A 20,245-nucleotide genomic window follows, 5' to 3' on the forward strand; every position below is an offset into this window, starting at 1 on the left:
GAGAATTCAGCGCTTCAAAGCCCCACGACCTCCGCTTATGCGCGAACGCGTTCTCTCCGGCATGCGCCCCACGGGTGCGCTGCATCTGGGCCACTACCACGGTGCCCTCAAGAACTGGGTTCAGTTGCAGCACCAGTACGACTGCTTTTTTGTGGTGGCCGACTGGCATGCCCTGACCACGGCCGACAACCGGGCCGCGCACCTAGAGCACCATGTGTACGACATGGTGGTGGACTGGCTGGCTGCGGGAGTGGACCCCGACAAAGCCACGCTGTTCATTCAAAGCCGTCTGCCAGAGCATGCCGAGCTGTTCACCCTGCTGGCCATGAGCACGCCCCTGTCTTGGTTGGAGCGCACGCCAGCCTACAAAGACCGGCTGTCGCAAGGGCAAGATGCAGAGTCCACCAGCTATGGCTTCTTGGGCTATCCCTTGCTACAGGCCGCTGATATCTTGGTGTACCGCGCCGGCTGGGTGCCGGTGGGCGAGGACCAAGCCCCTCATGTCGAGCTGACGCGCGAAGTCGCCCGTCGCTTCAACCATCTCTATGGGCAAGATGGCCGCAGCGCCCCGCTGGTCGAGCCTCAATTGCTGCTGACCGACACCGCCCGCCTGCCCGGCCTGGACGGCCAAAAAATGAGCAAGAGCCTGGGCAACAGCATTGCCATGCGCGACGAGCCTGAGGCCGTGCGCGACAAAGTCCGCCGCATGCCCACCGACCCACAACGTGTGCATCGCACCGACGCGGGTGAGCCGAGCCGCTGCCCGGTCTGGCCTTTGCACCAGCTTTACACCGCAGAGGACGAGCGCCAGGCGCTGGCGCAGGGTTGCCGCACGGCGGGCATCGGCTGCCTGGATTGCAAGCAACCCTTGATCGAGGCCATCGTGCGCGAGCAAGCGCCCTGGCGCGAGCGCGCCCAAGCCGTGCTGGACAACCCCCGCCAAGTGCACTGGATGGTGGAGCTGGGCTGCGAGCGCGCCCGCACCGTGGCCCGGCAAACCCTCAAAGAGGTGCGTGAAGTCATGGGCCTGAGCTACGGCTGATGATGAACCGTCTCAGCGCACCGTGGCTGATGCTGGGCGCATCCTTTTTGTTCGCCAGCATGGGCGTGTGCGTCAAGCTGGCCTCGGCCCACTACAGCACCGGCGAGATCGTGTTTTATCGCGGCATGGTGGGTCTGATCTTCATCTGGTGCCTGACCCGCTGGCGTGGCGGCGAGCTGCGAACCCCCGTGCCCGCCATGCACTTGTGGCGCAGCATCTCGGGCGTGGCCGCGCTGAGCCTGTGGTTTTATGCGATCGGCACCCTGCCCCTGCCCACCGCCATCACGCTGAATTACATGTCGTCCATCTGGATGGCTTTGTTCCTGATCGGCGGCGCCATCATGCTTGGCGCCGCCAAGGTGGATGGCCGCTTGGTCTTGACCGTGTTGGTGGGCTTTGCGGGCGTGGCCTTGGTGCTGCAACCCACGCTGGAGCCCCAACAGTTCAAAGGGGCACTGGCCGGCTTGTTCTCGGGCATGCTCTCGGCCCTGGCCTATTTGCAGGTCACGGCTTTGGGCCGGGCCGGTGAGCCCGAATACCGGGTGGTGTTCTATTTCTCGCTGGGCAGTCTGTCGGTTGGGCTGGTCTTGGCCTTGGCGGGCGGGCTGCATGCCCACACCTGGGCGGGGGCAGGCTTGCTGTTGGCCACGGGGCTGCTGGCCACCACGGCGCAGATCTTGATGACGCGGGCCTATGCCATTGGCCGCACGCTCAGCAATGCCAGCCTGCAGTACATGGGCATCGCCTTTTCGTTTGTCTACGGCGCGCTGCTGTTTGATGACAAGATCAACGCTCTGAGCCTGATCGGCGTGGTGCTGATCGTGGCCGCAGGCATTGCGGCCACTCTGCTGCGCCAGCAAGCCAGTCCCCATGCCAAAGACTGCGCCAAAGACTCCACCTTGGAAGCCTGACCATGACTGACGCCCTTCCCCCCCTGATCTCCGCCACCGACCTGCAAGTGCGCCTGCAAAGCCAGCCCGCGCCCCTGCTGCTGGACTGCAGCTGCGACCTGATGGACCCTGCCGCCGGCCTCAGGCAGTTCGAGGCCGGCCACGTACCCGGCGCGATCTATGCACATCTGGACCTAGACCTCAGCGCGCCCAAGTCTGCGCTTGGCCCCCGCGAGGGCGGGCGCCACCCTTTGCCCAGCCGCGAAGCCTTTGCCCAGCGTGTGGCGCAATGGGGCCTGACGCCAGCGCGCGACGTGGTGGTGATGGACAACCAAGGCGGCATGTATGCCGCCCGCGCTTGGTGGATGCTTCATTGGCTAGGCCACAGCCGTGTGCAGGTGCTGGACGGCGGTGTACCCGCCTGGCGCTCAGCTGGGTTTACGCTGAACAGCGGTGCCAGCACCGTGCCACAGGCCGCCAGCGCGCCATATCCTTTGGGGCAAACCGTGCCCACGCTGGACGCGGCCACTTTGCAGCGCGAGCTGCATCGCTGGCAAGTGCTGGACGCCCGTGCGCCCGAACGCTTCCGCGGTGATGTGGAGCCCATGGACAGCCAGGCCGGACACATCCCTGGGGCCTTGAATCGCTTTTTCAAAGACAACCTGGGCGGAGACGGTTGCTTCTTGCCCGCCCAGGTTTTGCGCGCCCAGTTTGAGCACATGGGCGTGCCGCCAGAGCGCCTCGTGCACCAGTGCGGCTCGGGCGTCACCGCCTGCCATAACGTGCTGGCCATGGCGGTGGCGGGCTTTGGCATCACCCGTCTCTACCCGGGGTCTTGGAGCGAGTGGTCGGCCGACCCGGGCCGCCCTGTGGCCAAGGGTTGATCTTGCTCAAGCGGTTGGCCATGGGCGCGCCAAGGCACGCGCTGGCTTGACCCTGATCAAGACCTGACGCCCTGCTTGCAGCACACTGGGTCACCGGCCGCACTGACGGCCTTTGACCCGAAAGGAGCACCCCATGGTTCGCCACATTCTTGTCCCCACAGACGGCTCTGAGATCACCGCCAAGGCGGTTCAAGCGGCCATTGATTTGGCACGCCCCCTGGGTGCCACGCTGACCACCATCAGCGTCAAAGAGCCCTTCCCCTACAGCGCCATCTCCGAGATGCAGCCCGTGCCGCCGCAGGAGTTCTTTGACGCCCAAGAGCGCATTGCCTCGGCTCGCGTGAAGGAAGTGGTGAAGACTGCTGAAGCGGCCGGTTTGGCTTGTGCGGCCTACACCGTCGAAGCTTCTCACCCTTGGGAGGCCATCGTCGAGCAGGCCAAGACGCACCAATGTGACCTGATCGTCATGGCCTCGCATGGCCGGCGCGGTGTCAGTGCCTTGCTGCTGGGCAGCGAAACCCAGAAGGTCTTGACCCACTGCAGCATCCCGGTGCTCGTGATCAAGTAAGTGGCGTAGCTGCGGTGAGCCCACCGCAGCGTCTCATCCTCAGTGACTGTGCATCAAGCCCTTGGCGAGGATGACAACACTCAGGCCTACGGCAATCCAGACCACTTGCTGGGCCATGTCGCGCCACGGCAAGCGGCGCTGCATCTGAGGGATCAGATCCGCCACGGCCACATAGATGAAGCTGCTGGCGGCCACCACCAAGAGGTAGGGAAAGACCTCCTGCATCGCGCCCACCACAAAGTAGCCCACCACGCCACCGACCACGGCCGCTAAGCCAGACAAGGCGTTGTAGAGCAAGGCTTTGCGTCGGCTGAAGCCCGCGTTAATCAGCACGATGGTGTCGCCGACTTCCTGCGGGATCTCATGCAAGATGACGGCCAGCGCCGTGGTGACCCCTAACTCGGGACTGGCCAAAAAAGCCGCCGCGATGATGACGCCATCGCAGAAATTGTGAATGCTGTCGCCGACCAACACGCTGTAGCCACCCCGGCCTGCTTGATCTTGATCGAAGTGGTGATGGTGGTCGTGGCCATCTCCCTCGTGATGATGGGCATGTCGGTACAACTCCGCCTTTTCCAGCAAAAAGAAGAACAGCAAGCCTCCCAATAGAGCAGCAAACAAGTTGTGCGGATCCACCTTGCTCTCAAACGCCTCCGGCAGCACATGCAGCAGAGATGTGGCCAGCAGCACACCTGCTGACAGACTCACCAAGTGCTTGACCACCCGGCCCAACACATGCACCGTGAGCGACGCCGCCACCACCACGGACAGCAAGCCCCCCAGCAAGGTGGCCAAGACAATGTAGAACAGGGTCATGAAAATCGCTTAGACAAAACAAAACCGCGCCCCCGAAAGGGCGCGGGCTGCATGGGCCACCTTGAGCTCAGGCCACTCCATTGGCCTTGAACCAAGCGACACAGCGCTTCCAGCCGTCTTGCGCCGCCTCGGCCCGGAAGCTGGGGCGGTAATCGGCATGGAAGGCATGCGGCGCGTCCGGGTACACCACAAACTCGCTGCGCTTGGCTGCTGCAGAGCCCGCCACCAGCGCAGATTTCATCTTATCAACCGTGTCAAGCGGGATGCCGGTGTCTTTTTCGCCATAGAGCCCCAGCACGGGTGCCTTCAGGTCAGCGGCCACGTCCACCGGGTGGCGCGGCTGCAGGGCCGAGGCTGCCCCCACCAAGCGGCCATACCAAGCCACACCCGCCTTCACGCCGGGGTTGTGAGCGCTGTACAACCAGGTGATGCGCCCACCCCAGCAAAAGCCGGTGATGGCCAGCTTGGAGGAGTCGGCCCCCTGCGCTTTAGCCCACGCCACGGTGGCGTCTAGATCGGCCATCACCTGAGCGTCGGGCACTTTGGCAATCACCTCGCTCATCAGCTTGGCGATCTCGGCATAGCCGCTGGCATCGCCCTGGCGCACAAACAACTCAGGGGCGATCGCGCAATAACCTGCATGGGCAAAGCGGCGTGCGACATCGGCAATGTGCTCGTGCACGCCAAAAATCTCGCTGATCACCAAGACCACCGGCGCGTTCGCCTTACCTTTGGGCTGCGCCCGGTATGCAGGCATCTTGAAGTCACCTACAGGGATGCTGACCTCACCGACCTCCAGGCCCTCATGCGAGGTTTTGACCACCGTTTGAGCCTGGATGGGTTGCACCGCCAGGGCAAACCCAGAGCCCACTGCCCCAGCGACAAAGCCGCGTCGCGAAAGGTCTTGGCCGGCCAACAACGCTGCGCCGTCTTTCATCAAACTGGACTCCTGCATGGGTGATCTCCTGAGATGTTGAGTTCAAGGGGGGTGGGCAGATTCTCCACGAGTCCCGCTATTCGTGCTGGCGGCCACCCAACGGCCTCTTGTAAAGCTGTTGTGAGTCGGCCCAAACGGAGGCCGCTGCCCCCCTCAATCACCGCCCCCACCACACCCGCCGCCGCCGCAGCCACCGCCATCAGCACTGCCCCCATCGCTGGACGAAGACCCATGACCAGCGCCGCCGTCAGACGCGCCGTCCCCAAAGCCCGCGGTGCTGCCGTCGTAGGACGAGCTCGCAAACTCGCCTCCGCAGTACGTGGACGCAACCGTACTTCCGCCAGCATCGGTGCGCCGCACGCCCTGGCAGTCGGGCATATACCGAAAACCTCCAGGAATGTTCAGCTTGGCGTCCAAGGCAAACAGCAGCGGCAGCCGGGTTGGCTCGCGCGGGTTGATGTTCTCGTCCTTGCAGGCATACCACCAACACCGCCGCAAACCCTCGTTCTGTTGGCGCTGCCCGCCGGCCAACACCACGGCTGGGGTGTGGTGCAAGAAGGCACCAAAGGCTTGGCGGCAAAACACCTCATAGTTGCGGGTGTGCAGGATGAACTCGTGCCACAGGTCATCCACCACCTCGCTGGGCATGGAGACAAAACGCCGCCCGCTGAGCAAGTGCGCCAGAAAGAATTGGCGCAAACCATGAGCCACCAATTGGCAATCCTTGGTGCTCAAGCTGGCGTGCTTGGCCCTGAGCTTCTCAAACAAGCCCTTGGGTAACTCGAAGTGACGAATGAAGGCCTCGCGCTGCAGCCTGCGGTAGCGGCGCAGAAACACCAGCGCCAGCAGCAAGCCCACGACCACGACCACGACCACGACCACGACCACGACCACGACTGCCGTCAAGGCAAGGAAAAGGATGTGCATCTCAAGTGGCAACCATGAACTACAGTGCAGCGAGCCCGAAAGACCGCCTCTTGACCCTGAACGAGCCTTGGCCCATTGTGGCGGATGGCGCCGCACACGCGCCTGCCAGGCTTGGACGGCCAGGCTTTTAGAATCCCCCTTTTGCCCAGCCCAGCCTCACGGCCCGCGCCCCATGACCCGCAAGCTCTTCGTCACCACCGCCCTGCCCTATGCCAACGCGCCATTTCACCTCGGGCACATGATGGAGTACATCCAGGCGGACATCTGGGTGCGGCAGCAGCGCATGAAGGGGCACGAGGTGCACTTTGTCTGCGCGGACGACGCCCATGGCGCGCCGATCATGATTGCTGCAGAGAAGGCCGGCAAGACGCCGCAGGCCTTTGTGGGTGAGGTAGCGGCTGGCCGCGCCCAGTATCTGAACGGTTTTCACATCGCCTTTGACAACTGGCACTCGACCGACGGGCCAGAGAACCATGCGTTGGCGCAAGACATTTATCGGGCGCTGCGCAAGAACGAGCTGATCAGTGTCAAGACCATTGAGCAGTTCTTCGACCCCGAGAAGGGCATGTTCCTGCCCGACCGCTTCATCAAGGGCGAGTGCCCCAAGTGCGGGGCGCAGGACCAATATGGCGACAACTGCGACGTTTGTGGCGCGGTCTATGCCCCCACCGACTTGAAGAAGCCCTACTCCGCCCTCTCCGGCGCGACACCGGTGCTCAAGACCTCCGACCACTACTTCTTCAAGCTCTCGGACCCGCGCTGCTTGGAATTCTTGGAGGGCTGGACCCAAACGCCGGGGCGCTTGCAGCCCGAGGTGCTGAACAAGATCAAAGAGTGGTTCACCAAGGACGAAGAAGGCAACGGCGGCCTGGGCGACTGGGACATCTCGCGCGACGCGCCCTACTTCGGCATCGAGATCCCGGACGCCCCGGGCAAGTATTTCTATGTCTGGCTGGATGCGCCCATCGGCTACCTGGCCTCGCTGAAAAACTACTTCGCCAAGACCGGCCGCGACTACGACGCCTTCTTTGCCGACCCGGCTGTGGAGCAGGTGCACTTCATCGGCAAGGACATCACCTACTTCCACACCCTGTTCTGGCCCGCCATGCTGCATTTCAGCGGCCGCAAGACGCCAGACAAAGTGAATGTGCACGGCTTCATCACCGTCAATGGCGGCGAGAAGATGAGCAAGAGCCGCGGCACGGGCATCAGCCCGCTCAAGTACCTGGAGCTGGGCCTGCACCCGGAGTGGCTGCGCTACTACATTGCCGCCAAGCTCAACGCGCGGGTCGAGGACATCGACTTCAACCCCGAAGACTTTGTTGCCCGCGTCAACAGTGACTTGGTGGGCAAATACATCAACATCGCCAGCCGCGCCGCAGGCTTCTTGGCGAAGCGCTTTGAGAGCCGACTGAGCGGTGACCTGGGCGTGGAAGGCCGCAGCCTGCTAGACACCCTGCGCGCCCACCGCGCCACCGTCGAGCAGTTGTATGAGGAGCGCGAGTTCGGCAAGTCCCTGCGCGAGGTGATGGCGCTGGCTGACAAGGTCAACGCGTATGTGGACGCTCACAAGCCCTGGGACTTGGCCAAGTCGGAAGACAACCGTGCTGCCCTGCATGATGTCTGCAGCACCTGCATTGAAGCCTTCCGGCTGCTGACCATCTACCTGAAGCCCGTGCTGCCCGCCTTGGCCGGCGCCGTAGAAGGCTTCTTGAAGGTCGAGCCCTTGATGTTTGCCGACGCCGAGCGCGCCCTGGGTGCCCACACCATCGGCGCCTATCAGCACCTGATGCAGCGCGTGGATGTGAAGCTGCTGGACGCTCTGCTGGAGCCCCCAGCGCCACCCAAAGTCATTCCAGGCGGGGAAGAGTTGGCGCCTGAGATCAAGATCGACGACTTCACCAAGGTGGACTTGCGCATCGCCAAGATCGTCAAGGCCGAGCACGTGGAGGGCTCTGACAAGCTGCTGCGTCTGACCCTGGACGTGGGTGAAGGCCGCACCCGCAATGTCTTCAGCGGCATCAAGAGCGCTTATAAGCCCGAAGACCTCGAAGGCAAGCTGACCGTGATGGTGGCCAACTTGGCCCCGCGCAAGATGAAGTTCGGCATCAGCGAAGGCATGGTGCTGGCCGCCAGCCACGCCGACGAAAAGGCCAACCCCGGCATCTTTGTGCTGGAGCCCTTCCCGGGGGCGCAGCCGGGAATGCGGGTGCGTTAAGCCTGCGTCAGGTCGGAAGCCCACAATCGGCTGATGGCCTTACTTCCGACCGCGCTGCATCCCTTCAAGCCCCGCCTAGGCCAAACCCTGGCGGGCTATGACCGCAAGCACTTTCTGGCGGACTTGGGCGCCGGGGTCACCGTCGGCATCGTGGCCTTGCCGCTGGCCATGGCTTTTGCCATCGCCTCAGGCGTCAAGCCTGAGGCCGGTTTGTTCACCGCCATCATTGCGGGCTTTTTGATCTCTGCGCTTGGCGGCTCCAATGTGCAGATTGGCGGGCCGGCCGGCGCCTTCATCGTCATTGTTTACGGCATTGTCGAGCGCTATGGGCTGGCCAATTTGCTGATTGCCACCTCGCTGGCTGGGGTGCTGCTGTTCCTGATGGGCTGGCTCAAGCTGGGTGCGCTGGTGCGCTACATCCCGGTGTCCATCGTGATTGGCTTCACCAATGGCATCGCGGTGCTGATTGGGCTGTCCCAGATCAAAGACCTCCTGGGTCTGCAGATTGCCAAGATGCCGGCCGACTTCTTCACGCAACTGAGTGTGCTGGGGGCTCACATCCATAGCCTCAACCCCTGGGCCTTGTTGCTAGGCTTGGGCTGTTTGGCGGTAGTGGTCATTTGGCCCAAGAGCTATGCAGCACCGGACGGTGCCAGCGGCTGGCGGCACAAAACACGGCAAGTGGCCGCCCAGGTGCCGGGCACCGTGATTGCGCTGGTAGGCGCCACCCTGCTGGCGAAAGCGTTTGGGCTGCAGGTGGAAACCATCGGCAGCAAGTTTGGCGGCATCCCACAAGCATTGCCCGCGTTTGCACTGCCAGAGTTCACTTGGGCGACGGCCAAACAACTCGTCATTCCCACGCTCACCATCGCGCTGCTTGGTGCCATTGAGTCGCTGCTGTGCGCCCGCGTCGCGGACAACATGGCCGACATCCCGCGTCACGACCCGAACCAAGAGTTGATGGCACAAGGCGTGGCCAATTTCGTCACCCCATTCTTTGGTGGCATTCCGGCCACTGGCACCATTGCGCGCACCGTCACCAACGTGCGGGCCGGCGGCCGAACCCCGATTGCCGGCATCGTCCATGCCGCCACCTTGCTGATCATCGTGCTGGTGGCCGCGCCACTGGCCGTGTATGTGCCCCTGGCGGCCTTGGCGGGCATCTTGTTGTTCGTGGCCTGGAATATGGGCGAGTGGCGAGAGTTCGCACGGCTCAAACACTTCCTGCTGCCTTATCGCGTGGTGCTGGTGGGCACCTTTGTGCTGACGGTGGTTTTTGACCTGACGGTGGCCGTCGAGATGGGGCTGATCGCCGCCTGCGGCTTCTTCATCTACCGCATGAGCACCTTGTTTCGCGTCTCGCCTGTGTCCAACTCGGAACTGCCCTCAGGGGTGACCGTCTTCGAGCTGTATGGCTCGCTGTTTTTCGGTGCGGTGGGCAAGATCGAAGCCTTACCCGGGCAGTTGCCAGAAGGCTGTCGGGTGGTGGTGCTCGAGATGAACCGTCTGGTGTCTATGGACACTTCCGGCCTGGATGCCCTGGAGCAACTTTGGCACGCTCTGGCCAAGCGCGACGTGGCGCTGGTCTTGGCCAGTGTGAATGAACAGCCTCTGGGTCTGATCCGTCGCTCAGGCTTTGAGGCTAAGCTGGGGGCCGACCACATCGTCCCCAGTGTGGGTGACTGGGCGCCGGCCAACGAGGCGTCTCATTGAGTACAGAACCATTCGCTGCGACGCAGTGGCCCCGCTACAATGCGGGATTGCCCTGACACCACGGCGGCGCGTCGCGCCGAATAGCCATGCCGCTTTTCTGGAAACACTACAAGTCCGACGTGACTCAGTTCATTGACGAGTTGAAGGCCGCCAAGCCGACCTTGGAAGCCGAACAGCGAGAAGGCCGTGGCCTGCTGTGGGACCGCCCACAAGACCGCGAAGCCACCGCCAACTACCAGGCCGCGCGCGTCGCTCAGCAGCCCTACGTCTACCAGAACAAGCACTGAGCCCCCACACCGTGGCGGACGAGAATCTCCTGCTTCCGGCGGCTTCGCCCGAGCTGGACACGCCCACGGTGGTGGACGGAGTGGCGTTGGCTCGACTCTATGGCGAGCCGCTATTCACGCTGCCCAACGACCTCTACATTCCGCCAGATGCGCTAGAGGTGTTTCTAGAGGCCTTCCAAGGGCCTTTGGACCTGCTGCTCTATCTCATTCGCAAGCAGAACTTCAATATCCTCGACATCCCGATGGCCGAGGTCACGAAGCAATATCTGCGCTACATCGAACAGATCCGCCGCACCAACTTGGAGTTGGCGGCAGAGTACCTGTTGATGGCGGCCATGCTCATCGAGATCAAGTCGCGCATGCTGCTGCCGCCCAAAAAGACGGACGACGGCAGCGAGCCTGAAGACCCTCGCGCTGAACTGGTTCGGCGCTTGCTCGAATATGAGCAAATGAAGCTGGCCGCCGCACGGCTCGACCAGATGCCCGTGCTGGGCCGAGACTTCCTGCGCTCACAAGTCTTTGTGGAGCAAGCGCTGGCACCACGCTTCCCCGATGTCTCTGCCAATGACCTGCGTGACGCCTGGGCTGATATCTTGAAGCGTGCCAAGCTGCATCAACACCATCACATCTCCCGCGAACAACTCTCGGTGCGCGAGTACATGAGCATCGTGCTGCGCCGCCTTCAAGGTGAGCGCTTTGTGGAGTTCCGCGACATGTTCGATGTCACACGGGGCGCGCCCGTGCTGGTGGTCACCTTCATCGCCATGTTGGAGCTGGCGCGCGAGCGCCTGCTGGAGATCACACAGGCCGAGGCCTTTGCGCCCATCTACGTGCGCTTGGCTTACACACCGAATTAAGCCTGCACGTAGCCAGTGCCATCAAAGGCACTGAGCCCATGGGTGCTTCAAAAATTGCCGCGTCGCTGCTGCGTCATCTGCCCCACAGCCAAAACAGCCTGGGTACGGGAGTTGACACCCAGGGCTCGCAACACAGCTTGCACATGGTCTTTGACCGTCTCCACAGACAAACCGAGGCGCCGAGCTATGTCTTTGTTGGGCTTGCCCTGTAAAAGCAATTGCATGACCTCGCTTTGGCGCGGCGTCAGCCCCAGCTCGTCCATCGAGGGACGACGCGGTGGCGGGGGCGACGGTGGCAGAGGCGCGCTGCGTGGCGCTGGGGCGGTGTAGGAGCCTTCGGGGTCCATCGACAGGCCCATGGTCGGCACAAAAATGCCACCGTCCATCACCAAGCGCAGCGCATCAGCCAAGTCTTCGGTGGCCATGCGCTTAGGCAAAAAACCCATCGCGCCCAGGTCAATGGCACGGATCACATCCCCAGAGCGATCGGATGCCGACACCACCACTACCGGCAGGGCCGGGTAATCACGCCGAAACTCAGCCAAGAGGTCAAAGCCGTTGACTTCGCCCAACTGCAGGTCCAGCAGCACCAAATCATGCTCATGATCCTGACGCAAGGCCGCTCGCGCGTCGTCGGCGTTGGACAGCGCACTCACATGCACGTCAGGGTGCATGCCTTCGATCATGGCCTTCAGCGCCGCCAGAATCAGCGGATGGTCATCTACCAGTAGAACTTTCATCGAACCCAACCCACATGTGTCCCAAAGGGCACTTAGCGAAAAACTGTGTCTTAACAACGCTTAGTGCCATTGTAGCAGGCCCAACGGGTGTCCCCTTGGGCGGCAGGTCTAACGGTCGCTGGCAGTGTATCGGCGGCCCAGGGTGTCAGCCACACAAACCGGCTTGTCCTGGCCTTCGCACTCCACCTCCACCAGCACTGCTAACTGCGCCCCTCCTTCAAGGGGGTCAAAAGCCTGGAGAGTAAAGTGACCACGCACACGGCTTCCGGCCAGCACAGGCGCCGGGAATCGCACCCGGTTGAGGCCATAGTTCAGCCCCATGGTGACATCGTCAACCACAAAGGCGCTGTCAAACATCGTGGAAATCAGCGACAGCGTGAGAAAGCCATGGGCGATGGTGCAGCCATAAGGTCCGACGGAGGCCTGCAGTTCGTTGCAATGTATCCACTGCAGGTCGCCAGTGGCTTCAGCAAACCGATCAATGCGGGCCTGATCCACCATGATCCAGTCGCTAGACCCCAATCGCTGGCCGACCAAGCCAGACAGGTCCGCCAAATGGGCGTATTGGGTGGGGGTGCTCAAGATTGAATCTCCTACCTGAATCTCTTGGTGGGTTCGGCCTGCGCAAAACTGCGGCCGCAACTTTTATGTGTTTTCCCGACGGTGCGCGATGGTAACGCGCCTCCCTCAATGCTGCCAATGAAATAGAAACGGCCCCGAATCCGGGGCCGTCCATCGTTAACAAGTACTCAGCCGCAGCTAACGCTGAGCATCACTTGACGGTGATCCATTGAACCTCTAGCCAATTGTCTGCACGGTGGACCACGCTGACGTTCTGACGCGCTGCCCAGGGAATGACCTGGCGGTGCAAGGGCAAGGTGTGAACCTGATCCTTTTGTTCCTTCAGGGCCGCTTTGACCAGCGCTTCGCGCTTCTTGGCATCGGGCTCCACGCTACTCTGCGCAATCAGCTGATCTAGCTTGTCGTTCTTGGAATTGCCGTAGTTGTAAGCGCCGACTTTTTCGCCACGGTTACGCATCACCGGGGTCAAGGTGGTCTCGGCATCGGTAATGGCACCGCCCCAGCCCAGCATGTAGACGCTGGTGTCGAGCTTCTCCAACTTCGGGAAGTAGGTGGCACGCGGCATGGCATTGACACGCACCTTCACCTTGAGTTGGGACCACATCCCGGCCAGGGCAATGCAAATCTCTTCGTCATTGATGTAGCGGTTATTGGGGCAGTCCAGCGTGACCTCGAAGCCGTCGGCATAACCGGCGTCGGCCATCAGCTTGCGGGCAGCAGACAGATCAAAGGGCAAGCGCTTTTCCAACTCTGGGTCGTTGTAGGTCCCGAGCGGTGAGGGCGTCATGGCCCCAGTCGGGAAGGACTGCCCATTCATCAACTTGGTCCGCATGGTCTCGATGTCGATGGCTTGGTAGAGGGCCTGGCGCACGCGCTGGTCTTTGAACTGGTTCTTGCCCTTCACGCTGCTGTAGAGCAATTCGTCTCGGCCTTGATCCATGCCGATGAAGACAATGCGGTTTTCTGGACCGTCGATGATCTTCACGCCCGAGGTGTTGCGCAAGCGAGGCACATCACGGGGGGCGGGGTCAAGGACGAAGTCGATCTCACCCGACACCAGCGCCGCCAAGCGCGTGGCATCGTTAGAGATGGGCGTGTATTCGATGGTCTGGACATTGCCTTCCATCTTGCCCCACCAATTGGGGTTGCGCTTGTAGACCGTCTTGATGCCGGGCGCACGACTGGCCAGCACATAAGGGCCTGTGCCATTGGCATTCATGCCAGCGTGGGTCTCTTCCTTGTTCTTGAAGTCCAGCGGCTTGGTGACTTTGTGCTTCTCGCTCCAGGCCTTGCTCATGATCCACAGCGTGTCGATGTGCTGCAGGAAAATGGGATTGGGGGCCTTCAGTCGGAACTCCACTGTCAAATCATCGATCTTGACGGGATCGCCCACCTGCGTGGCGTAGGGATTGATCTGTGATGTGAGCGCCGCACCACGCTGCACCGAAAACACCACGTCATCGGCTGTGAAGGGCGTGCCGTCGTGGAACTTGACGCCAGGTCGCAGCTTGAAACGCCACACCAGCGGCGACACCTGCTGCCAACTGGTGGCCAAGGCGGGCACGATGGCCAGGGTCTTGTCGCGCATCACCAAGCGCTCATAGACCTGCCCGTTCATCATATTGGTCATGGACTCGTTCTGGGAGTGCGGGTCCATGGTCTGCGGATCACCCTGGCTGGCCCAGCGCAAAGTTTGGGCTTGCAAACCAGCCGCTGCCAGCAAAGTGGCCAGGGCCACCGGCAGAAAATGACGTTTCATGAAGAAAGCTCCTATCGCAATTCAACAAAGGCGTAAGCACAGGAGTGTAGGCAAGGACGGGCCCGCCTTGCCCGGGGGATTCCCGATAGGCTGACGCGGTTGTTGAGCGAATGCGAGTAAACGCCTCCGAGCAGGGAAAGCGACGGTGGCGCAGCAGCGCGCTTAAGGGGCGGGCGGATAACCCTCGGCGCTCAAGGCCGCTGCCAAGGCCTCAGGGCTCGCAGCCTCAGAGGCAGTGGTCTGGATTCGCACAGTGCGGCTGGAGAGGTCGAACTCAAGGCCAGCCTGTGGGTCGAGCTTGTGCACGGTGGCCGTCACGGCCTTCACGCAATGGCCGCAAGTCATGTCCGGCAGTTTGAACTCAATCATTTTGTGCTCCTGAGGGATGAACTGAACATTGCATCCAGTATCCCCCCAGGCGCATGCACCGGAACGTGCGCGACATCAACGCTTATTGGGGAGGGCATCGCCTGCCCAAAGCTCATCCACCTGCTTGAAGCCCCAGGTCTTGGGGTTCTCACGCCCAACGATCTTGTCGCTGGACTTGGCCAATTCCAACATTTGGGCCGGAATAGGCATATTGGCCTTGGTGGAGAAAAATACCCGCACGATAGGCGCCGTCAGCATTTGGGGGTTTTGCTCCACCACCACGGCTAACTTGCCGGATTGCAGCTTCACCAAAGAGCCTGTCGGGTAAATGCCCAAGCTCTTCACAAAAGCCTTGAACATGCCCATGTCGAAGTGGCCTTGCCATGTCGCCATCCGAGCAATCGACTCCGCAGGGTCCCAACCCTCTTTGTAAGGGCGGTTAGAGCTGATGGCATCGTACACATCGCAAATCGCCCCCATCCGCGCCAGATGGCTGATGTCCTCACCTACCAGTTTGCCGGGATAGCCGCTGCCATCCATCTTTTCGTGATGGCGCAAGCAGACTTCCAGAACCGGATCGGTGACACCGTGACCTTCCAACAGCATCTGATGCCCCTTCTCAGGGTGCATCCGCATGATGCGGAACTCCTCTTCAGTCAGTTTCCCGGGTTTATTCAACACGTCGATGGGCATCGCGGCTTTGCCAAGGTCGTGCAACAACCCTGCCAAACCCGCCACGCGGCACTGCGCGTTGTCCATGCCCAACTCTTTGCCAAAAGCCACCATCAAGGCGCAAACCGCCACGGAGTGCATGTAGGTGTAGTCGTCGGCCGTCTTCAGTCGCGCCAAGCTGACCAGCGCACCGGGGTTGCGGAAGACAGAGTCGGAAATCTCCTCCACTAGCGGTAGACACTGCTCGGCGTCCACCGCTTTGCCCATGCGCGCTTCAGCAAACATGGACACTACTTTGGAGCGGCCACGTTGGCAAACAGCTGCGGCCTCAGACAATTCCTCTTGAAAGTCGCGCCGTGGCGGCAGCACGGCGGGCTTGGGCACCGGGGCAGGTGGCGGAGGCACTTCCTGAACGGGTGCCGGAGCGGCCGCCACGGACGCTTCGACATCCAGCCCTTTGCTAGAGTCGATCCAGACGGCCTTGACCTTGCTGGCCAGCAAGTCGGCCAACATCTGCTGCTCCCGGATGACGAATTTCGACTTCCAGAAGGGGTGATCCAGCCAGTTGCCCTCCAGAGCATGCAGATGCATGCCGAGGCGGACTTGGTCAACAGGTATTTTTTTAAGCATGGGTGGCGGACGCTTGAGGTCTACCACCATATCGGCCAGGGAGGTCGCTCAATTGAGCGACTCATGGCCTAAGAAGCCCGGTTTTTCCGGCTTGACTCAGCGGGTCCGGGCCTGAGGGACAGTTTTAAGTTCACCCGGCAAAGAGCCCAGGAAATTGGCGATTTGCTTCATATCTTTGTCATTCAGGGGCGTGACCATGCCCGCCATGGTGGCATTGTTACGGCCAGTGACGTGATTGCCGCCCTTGTAAGAGCGCAACGCGACATACAGATAGTCGGCGTGCTGACCCGCCAAACGCGGATTGGCGGGATCGATGGTGTCACTGAAGTTTTCACCGTGACAGGCCACGCAGCTCGCCAACTTGGCTTGCAGATTCACAGGAATATCGGCCTTAGGCGGCTTGGCCGCATTGGCAACCCGCCCGTGCTGCTCATAAAAGGCCGCCAAGTCAGCGATGTCTTGGTCACTCAGGCCTGCACCGATGCCACGCATAGACGGATGCTTGCGATCACCCTTGCGGTAGGCATCCAGCGCAGCGGCAATGTACTTGCCGTTCTGGCCAGAGATCATGGGCACCCGGTGCACTTGAGGAAAACTCGCCTGGTAGCCCGGGATGCCGTGGCAGCCGATGCACATGGCATTCTTCTTCTCGCCCGCTTTGACGTCACCCTTGACGTCCTGAGCTTGAGCCATGGAGAAGGCGCCGGCCAAAGCCAGCATCAAAAGGGTAGTGACAGTCTTCATCGCAGTGTTGTGGAGTGAAGCGGTGGAGAGGTGCAACTCAGGCTCAGCACGGACCAGAGTTGCGATTTATCAATGATTATAGGAGTGGGCATGAGCGATTTACTGGCGGAGCGTCCTCTGGTAAACCATCAGTGAGCGGCGCATATACTGGCCCACACCATCGGCCCGACTGAAACCATCCGCAATGAAGTTCCAAGGTACTGACGCCTACGTCGCCACGCCAGACTTGATGCTGGCCGTCAATGCTGCCATCACCCTGCAACGTCCCTTGCTGGTCAAGGGTGAGCCCGGCACCGGCAAGACCATGCTGGCCGAACAGGCGGCCCAGGCCTTGGGCCTGCCCCTGCTGGAATGGCACATCAAGAGCACCACCAAAGCGCACCAGGGCCTGTACGAATACGACGCCGTCAGCCGCCTACGCGACAGCCAGCTCAGCGATGCGGAGAGCGCCGACAAGGTGCGTGACATCCGCAACTACATCGTTAAAGGCGTGCTCTGGCAAGCCTTTGAGGCGGATCAGCCCGTGGCCTTGCTGATTGACGAGATCGACAAAGCGGACATCGAGTTCCCCAACGACTTGCTGCGTGAAATCGACCGCATGGAGTTTCATTGCTATGAAACCCGCCAGACCATTCGGGCCAAGCACAGACCGCTGGTGTTCATCACCTCCAATAACGAAAAGGAGCTGCCCGACGCCTTCTTGCGCCGCTGCTTCTTCCACTACATCAAGTTCCCGGAAGCCGAGACGATGAGCCAGATCGTCGACGTTCACTTCCCCGGCCTCAAGCAAGAGCTGCTGGCCGCCGCACTGAAGAGCTTTTACGACGTGCGCAACCTGCCGGGCCTGAAGAAAAAGCCCAGCACCAGCGAACTCATCGATTGGCTCAAGCTGCTGGTGGCCGAAGACATCTCGGCCGAAGTGCTGCGCAGCCCCGATGACAAAGTGGTGCTGCCGCCCCTGGTGGGCGCCTTGCTCAAGAACGAACAGGATGTGACCTTGTTCGAAAAGCTGATCTTCATGCAAAGCCGCAACCGCTAAGCACCCAAGAGGCCACACCATGGATGCCGTATTGCCCGTGACGCTGGAGCAAGGGCCGGTGCGCCTTGTGCCGCTTGAGCTTTGTCATGAAGAAGGCCTGAAGGCCGCCGCCGCCGACGGCGCGCTCTGGACGATCCGCGTCACCTCGGTGCCTGAGCCCGAGCAGACTCGCGCCTACATTGAGAACGCTCTGAAAGCTCGGGCCGAAGGCAACCGCTTGCCCTTTGCTGTCATCCATGTGCCCAGCGGTCAAGTGATCGGCAGCACCAGTTACCACGATATCGTGCCCGCTTTGTCGCGCTTGGAGATCGGCTGGACTTGGTATGCCCAAAGCCATCAGCGTAGCGCGGTGAACACCACGGCCAAGCTGCTGCTGCTGCGTCATGCCTTTGAAACCCTGGGCGCTAAGGTGGTGGGCTGGCGCACCGACAACTTCAACTTTGCGTCCCAGCGGGCCATTGAGCGCTTGGGCGCCCGCAAGGACGGCGTGATCCGCCACCATGCACCGCGTCGCGATGGCACCGTGCGTGACACCGTGATGTACAGCCTGCTCGCAGGCGAATGGCCGGAAGTCAAAGCCCAACTGCTTTGGCAACTGAGCCGCCCCCGTTGAATGCAGAAAGCCTGATCGGCCCACCGCACTCTTGCACTCTTCTCTTCACAGCACTCGGCGCCACAAGCGCCCTTACTCCCATGGCGAAGACTCCCTCGACCCCACTGACCGTAGACCTGCTCTGGCAACTCCAGCGCGTGGGTACGCCCAGCCTCAGCGCCGACGGCGCGCAAGTGGTCTGCAGCGTCACCCAGCCCTCTATGGAGGACAACCGCAGTGCGAGCAGCCTGTGGCTGCTCTCCACCTTGGGAGGCGAGCCGCGCCAGCTCACACAATGCGGTGACAAAGACGGGCAACCCAGCTTCTCCCCGACCGGCGAGTGGATTGCCTTTGTGGCCAAGCGGGAGCAGAACGGCGTCAAGGACGAGCACCCTCAGCTTTACCTTATTCCGCCCGATGGTGGCGAGGCTCGCCGGGCCGGCGTGGTGCCTACCGGCGTAGACGCCTTCAAGTGGTTCCCAGACGGCCAGCGGCTGGCCCTGGTTTCCTGGGTCTGGCCTGAAGGTCGGGGCATGAAAGACCAAGCCGCACGGCTCAAGGCCTTCACCGAGCGCAAGGAAACCGCCTACATCACCGACGCAGCCGTTTATCGCCACTGGGACGACAACCTGCCCATGGACCGCGTGCCCCATGTTTTGGTGCTGGAAGTTGCCACGGGCAAAGTCACCGATGTGCTGGAAGGCACCGACTACGAACTGCAGCGCCGCGACCCGAGTGCCGCTGACCTCAGCATCTCGCCCGACGGCCAGCGCATTGCCTTTGTGCACGACCCAGCGCGCGGCCAGCACCCAGCACCGCGCATGGCACTGGCTGAGATCGAACTCAAAGGCAGCGCGCGCAAAGCCGTGCGCGACCTGGTCAAGCATGCCGACTGGGACTTCAGTGCGCCCAGCTACGGCCCCGACAGCCTGAGCTTGGCTTTCTTGGCCTCGCACCAGGCCAAGAAGCACACTATGCCTCAGCAACTGGCCGTGCTGGACCTGGCCGACAAGCGCGCCCGCTGGGAGGTCATCAGCGCCGAGTGGGATCGTGAGCCTCAAGCGCCGCTGCTCTGGAGCGAAGACGCCAGCGCCCTGCTCTTTGTGGCCGAAGACCAAGGCCGCTCACATGTGTGGCGCTTCGACGTGGCCCATCGCGACCCCAGCGTGGTGGCCCAAGGCGGCACCATCCACGGCTTTGATACAGCCGCCGCCTGTTTGGTCACCTTGACCGACCGCGCTGCCCACCCAGGCCGCCTGCATGCCCAAGGGGTGGATGACCGTGGCGTGCGCTTGCCCGGTGAGGCTGAGCGCATCGAGACCTTCAACGACAAGCTTCTCGCCAATGTCGCGCTGGGCAGCACCGAAGAGCACTGGGTCATCGGCGCCAAAGGTGAGAAGGTTCAAGTCTGGTTGCACTTCCCGCCGGGCTTTGACCGCAAGAAGAAGTACCCGCTGCTTCACACCATTCACGGCGGCCCCCACACCGGCCCGGGCGACTGCTGGCACTGGCGCTGGAACTACCTCGTCTTTGCGGCCCAAGGCTATGTAACGGCCAACGTCAACTACCACGGCTCCTCGGGCTTTGGCCATGCCTTCCTCGACAGCATCACCCACCAATGGGGCGCGCTGGAGCTGCAAGACATGGAAGCCGCCACCGACTGGCTGCTCAAGAAACCGTGGATCGACCGCCAACGCGTCTTTGCCACCGGTGGCAGCTACGGCGGCTATATGGTGGCCTGGATGAACGCCCACGTGAAGCCGGGCCGCTACAAGGCCTATATCTGCCATGCAGGCTGCTTCGATTGGGTAGGCATGTTTGCCGACGACGCTTATGGCTGGCACGCCCAAGAGCTAGCAGGCTGCTGAAAAACCGCCTTGATCATGCAGCTTTGGCGCCCGACTTAAAGTCTGAGTTGAGTGCGTTTCGTGATGCGGGAAATCGAGCCCGAATTTCATCGATTTAGTGCGGTTTTCATG

General features: G+C 61.8%; 20 protein-coding genes. 11 read left to right on the forward strand and 9 right to left on the reverse strand.

The features are described 5' to 3' along the window. Nucleotides 1–37: 37 nt before the first annotated feature. The 4 genes from trpS (at nucleotide 38) to ACIQ3Q_RS18570 (ending at nucleotide 3,384) form a co-directional block, all read left to right on the forward strand. The gene (trpS, locus tag ACIQ3Q_RS18555; RefSeq protein WP_396270667.1) at nucleotides 38–1,042 is read left to right on the forward strand and encodes a tryptophan--tRNA ligase; all 1,005 of its coding nucleotides are present in this window, start codon (nucleotides 38–40) and stop codon (nucleotides 1,040–1,042) included. A gap of 2 nt (nucleotides 1,043–1,044) precedes the next feature. Next, on the forward strand, nucleotides 1,045–1,953 hold the full coding sequence (locus ACIQ3Q_RS18560; RefSeq protein WP_396270668.1) for a DMT family transporter: 909 nt from the start codon (nucleotides 1,045–1,047) through the stop codon (nucleotides 1,951–1,953). A 2-nt stretch (nucleotides 1,954–1,955) separates the two neighbouring features. Further along, the gene (locus ACIQ3Q_RS18565; protein WP_396270669.1) at nucleotides 1,956–2,816 is read left to right on the forward strand and encodes a sulfurtransferase; all 861 of its coding nucleotides are present in this window, start codon (nucleotides 1,956–1,958) and stop codon (nucleotides 2,814–2,816) included. Nucleotides 2,817–2,949: 133 nt separating this feature from the next. Beyond that, nucleotides 2,950–3,384 (forward strand): universal stress protein, encoded by a 435-nt coding sequence (locus ACIQ3Q_RS18570; RefSeq protein WP_396270670.1) that lies wholly within the window; start codon nucleotides 2,950–2,952, stop codon nucleotides 3,382–3,384. A 39-nt stretch (nucleotides 3,385–3,423) separates the two neighbouring features. On the opposite strand, the gene ACIQ3Q_RS18575 is transcribed toward ACIQ3Q_RS18570, so the two are convergent. The 3 genes from ACIQ3Q_RS18575 to ACIQ3Q_RS18585 all read right to left on the reverse strand — a co-directional run bounded on the left by ACIQ3Q_RS18575 (nucleotide 3,424) and on the right by ACIQ3Q_RS18585 (nucleotide 6,064). Further along, nucleotides 3,424–4,200: a ZIP family metal transporter gene (locus ACIQ3Q_RS18575; protein ID WP_396270671.1), complete on the reverse strand. Its 777-nt coding sequence runs from the start codon at nucleotides 4,198–4,200 to the stop codon at nucleotides 3,424–3,426. Between the two features lie 67 nt (nucleotides 4,201–4,267). After that, nucleotides 4,268–5,155, reverse strand: coding sequence for a dienelactone hydrolase family protein (locus ACIQ3Q_RS18580; protein WP_396270672.1), 888 nt, complete (start codon nucleotides 5,153–5,155; stop codon nucleotides 4,268–4,270). A gap of 135 nt (nucleotides 5,156–5,290) precedes the next feature. Beyond that, complete coding sequence (locus ACIQ3Q_RS18585) at nucleotides 5,291–6,064, reverse strand: glycine-rich domain-containing protein (protein WP_396270673.1); 774 nt, start codon at nucleotides 6,062–6,064, stop codon at nucleotides 5,291–5,293. Nucleotides 6,065–6,236: 172 nt separating this feature from the next. Here ACIQ3Q_RS18585 and metG point away from each other — a divergent pair, with 172 nt between their 5' ends. The 4 genes from metG (at nucleotide 6,237) to ACIQ3Q_RS18605 (ending at nucleotide 11,139) form a co-directional block, all read left to right on the forward strand. Next, complete coding sequence (gene metG / locus ACIQ3Q_RS18590; RefSeq protein ID WP_396270674.1) at nucleotides 6,237–8,282, forward strand: methionine--tRNA ligase; 2,046 nt, start codon at nucleotides 6,237–6,239, stop codon at nucleotides 8,280–8,282. A gap of 33 nt (nucleotides 8,283–8,315) precedes the next feature. Then, nucleotides 8,316–9,995, forward strand: a complete 1,680-nt coding sequence (locus ACIQ3Q_RS18595) for a SulP family inorganic anion transporter (RefSeq protein ID WP_396270675.1) — start codon at nucleotides 8,316–8,318, stop codon at nucleotides 9,993–9,995. Nucleotides 9,996–10,081: 86 nt separating this feature from the next. Continuing rightward, nucleotides 10,082–10,282, forward strand: coding sequence for a DUF3460 family protein (locus ACIQ3Q_RS18600; RefSeq protein WP_396270676.1), 201 nt, complete (start codon nucleotides 10,082–10,084; stop codon nucleotides 10,280–10,282). Nucleotides 10,283–10,293: 11 nt separating this feature from the next. Continuing rightward, nucleotides 10,294–11,139 (forward strand): segregation and condensation protein A, encoded by an 846-nt coding sequence (locus ACIQ3Q_RS18605; protein WP_396270677.1) that lies wholly within the window; start codon nucleotides 10,294–10,296, stop codon nucleotides 11,137–11,139. 47 nt (nucleotides 11,140–11,186) lie between these two features. On the opposite strand, the gene ACIQ3Q_RS18610 is transcribed toward ACIQ3Q_RS18605, so the two are convergent. From ACIQ3Q_RS18610 to ACIQ3Q_RS18635, 6 genes are all read right to left on the reverse strand, one after another. Then, on the reverse strand, nucleotides 11,187–11,879 hold the full coding sequence (locus tag ACIQ3Q_RS18610) for a response regulator (protein WP_396270679.1): 693 nt from the start codon (nucleotides 11,877–11,879) through the stop codon (nucleotides 11,187–11,189). 108 nt (nucleotides 11,880–11,987) lie between these two features. Further along, nucleotides 11,988–12,461 carry a MaoC family dehydratase gene (locus ACIQ3Q_RS18615; protein ID WP_396270680.1) on the reverse strand — a complete coding sequence of 158 codons (474 nt, stop codon included), beginning with the start codon at nucleotides 12,459–12,461 and terminating at the stop codon, nucleotides 11,988–11,990. A 190-nt stretch (nucleotides 12,462–12,651) separates the two neighbouring features. Further along, complete coding sequence (locus ACIQ3Q_RS18620; RefSeq protein WP_396270681.1) at nucleotides 12,652–14,220, reverse strand: ABC transporter substrate-binding protein; 1,569 nt, start codon at nucleotides 14,218–14,220, stop codon at nucleotides 12,652–12,654. A 162-nt stretch (nucleotides 14,221–14,382) separates the two neighbouring features. Next, nucleotides 14,383–14,589: a heavy-metal-associated domain-containing protein gene (locus tag ACIQ3Q_RS18625; RefSeq protein ID WP_396270683.1), complete on the reverse strand. Its 207-nt coding sequence runs from the start codon at nucleotides 14,587–14,589 to the stop codon at nucleotides 14,383–14,385. Between the two features lie 75 nt (nucleotides 14,590–14,664). Beyond that, nucleotides 14,665–15,891: an HD-GYP domain-containing protein gene (locus ACIQ3Q_RS18630; protein ID WP_396270684.1), complete on the reverse strand. Its 1,227-nt coding sequence runs from the start codon at nucleotides 15,889–15,891 to the stop codon at nucleotides 14,665–14,667. A gap of 96 nt (nucleotides 15,892–15,987) precedes the next feature. Continuing rightward, complete coding sequence (locus ACIQ3Q_RS18635) at nucleotides 15,988–16,635, reverse strand: c-type cytochrome (RefSeq protein WP_396270686.1); 648 nt, start codon at nucleotides 16,633–16,635, stop codon at nucleotides 15,988–15,990. A gap of 184 nt (nucleotides 16,636–16,819) precedes the next feature. Between ACIQ3Q_RS18635 and ACIQ3Q_RS18640 the strand changes: the two genes are divergently transcribed. The 3 genes from ACIQ3Q_RS18640 (at nucleotide 16,820) to ACIQ3Q_RS18650 (ending at nucleotide 20,134) form a co-directional block, all read left to right on the forward strand. After that, nucleotides 16,820–17,674, forward strand: a complete 855-nt coding sequence (locus ACIQ3Q_RS18640; RefSeq protein ID WP_396270687.1) for an AAA family ATPase — start codon at nucleotides 16,820–16,822, stop codon at nucleotides 17,672–17,674. Nucleotides 17,675–17,693: 19 nt separating this feature from the next. After that, on the forward strand, nucleotides 17,694–18,287 hold the full coding sequence (locus ACIQ3Q_RS18645) for a GNAT family N-acetyltransferase (protein ID WP_396270688.1): 594 nt from the start codon (nucleotides 17,694–17,696) through the stop codon (nucleotides 18,285–18,287). An 80-nt stretch (nucleotides 18,288–18,367) separates the two neighbouring features. After that, entirely contained in the window at nucleotides 18,368–20,134 is a 1,767-nt protein-coding gene (locus ACIQ3Q_RS18650; RefSeq protein WP_396270689.1) for a prolyl oligopeptidase family serine peptidase, read from the forward strand. Nucleotides 20,135–20,245 lie beyond the last annotated feature (111 nt).

Source organism: Ideonella sp. (assembly GCF_044358605.1).
GTDB lineage: Bacteria > Pseudomonadota > Gammaproteobacteria > Burkholderiales > Burkholderiaceae_C > Ideonella.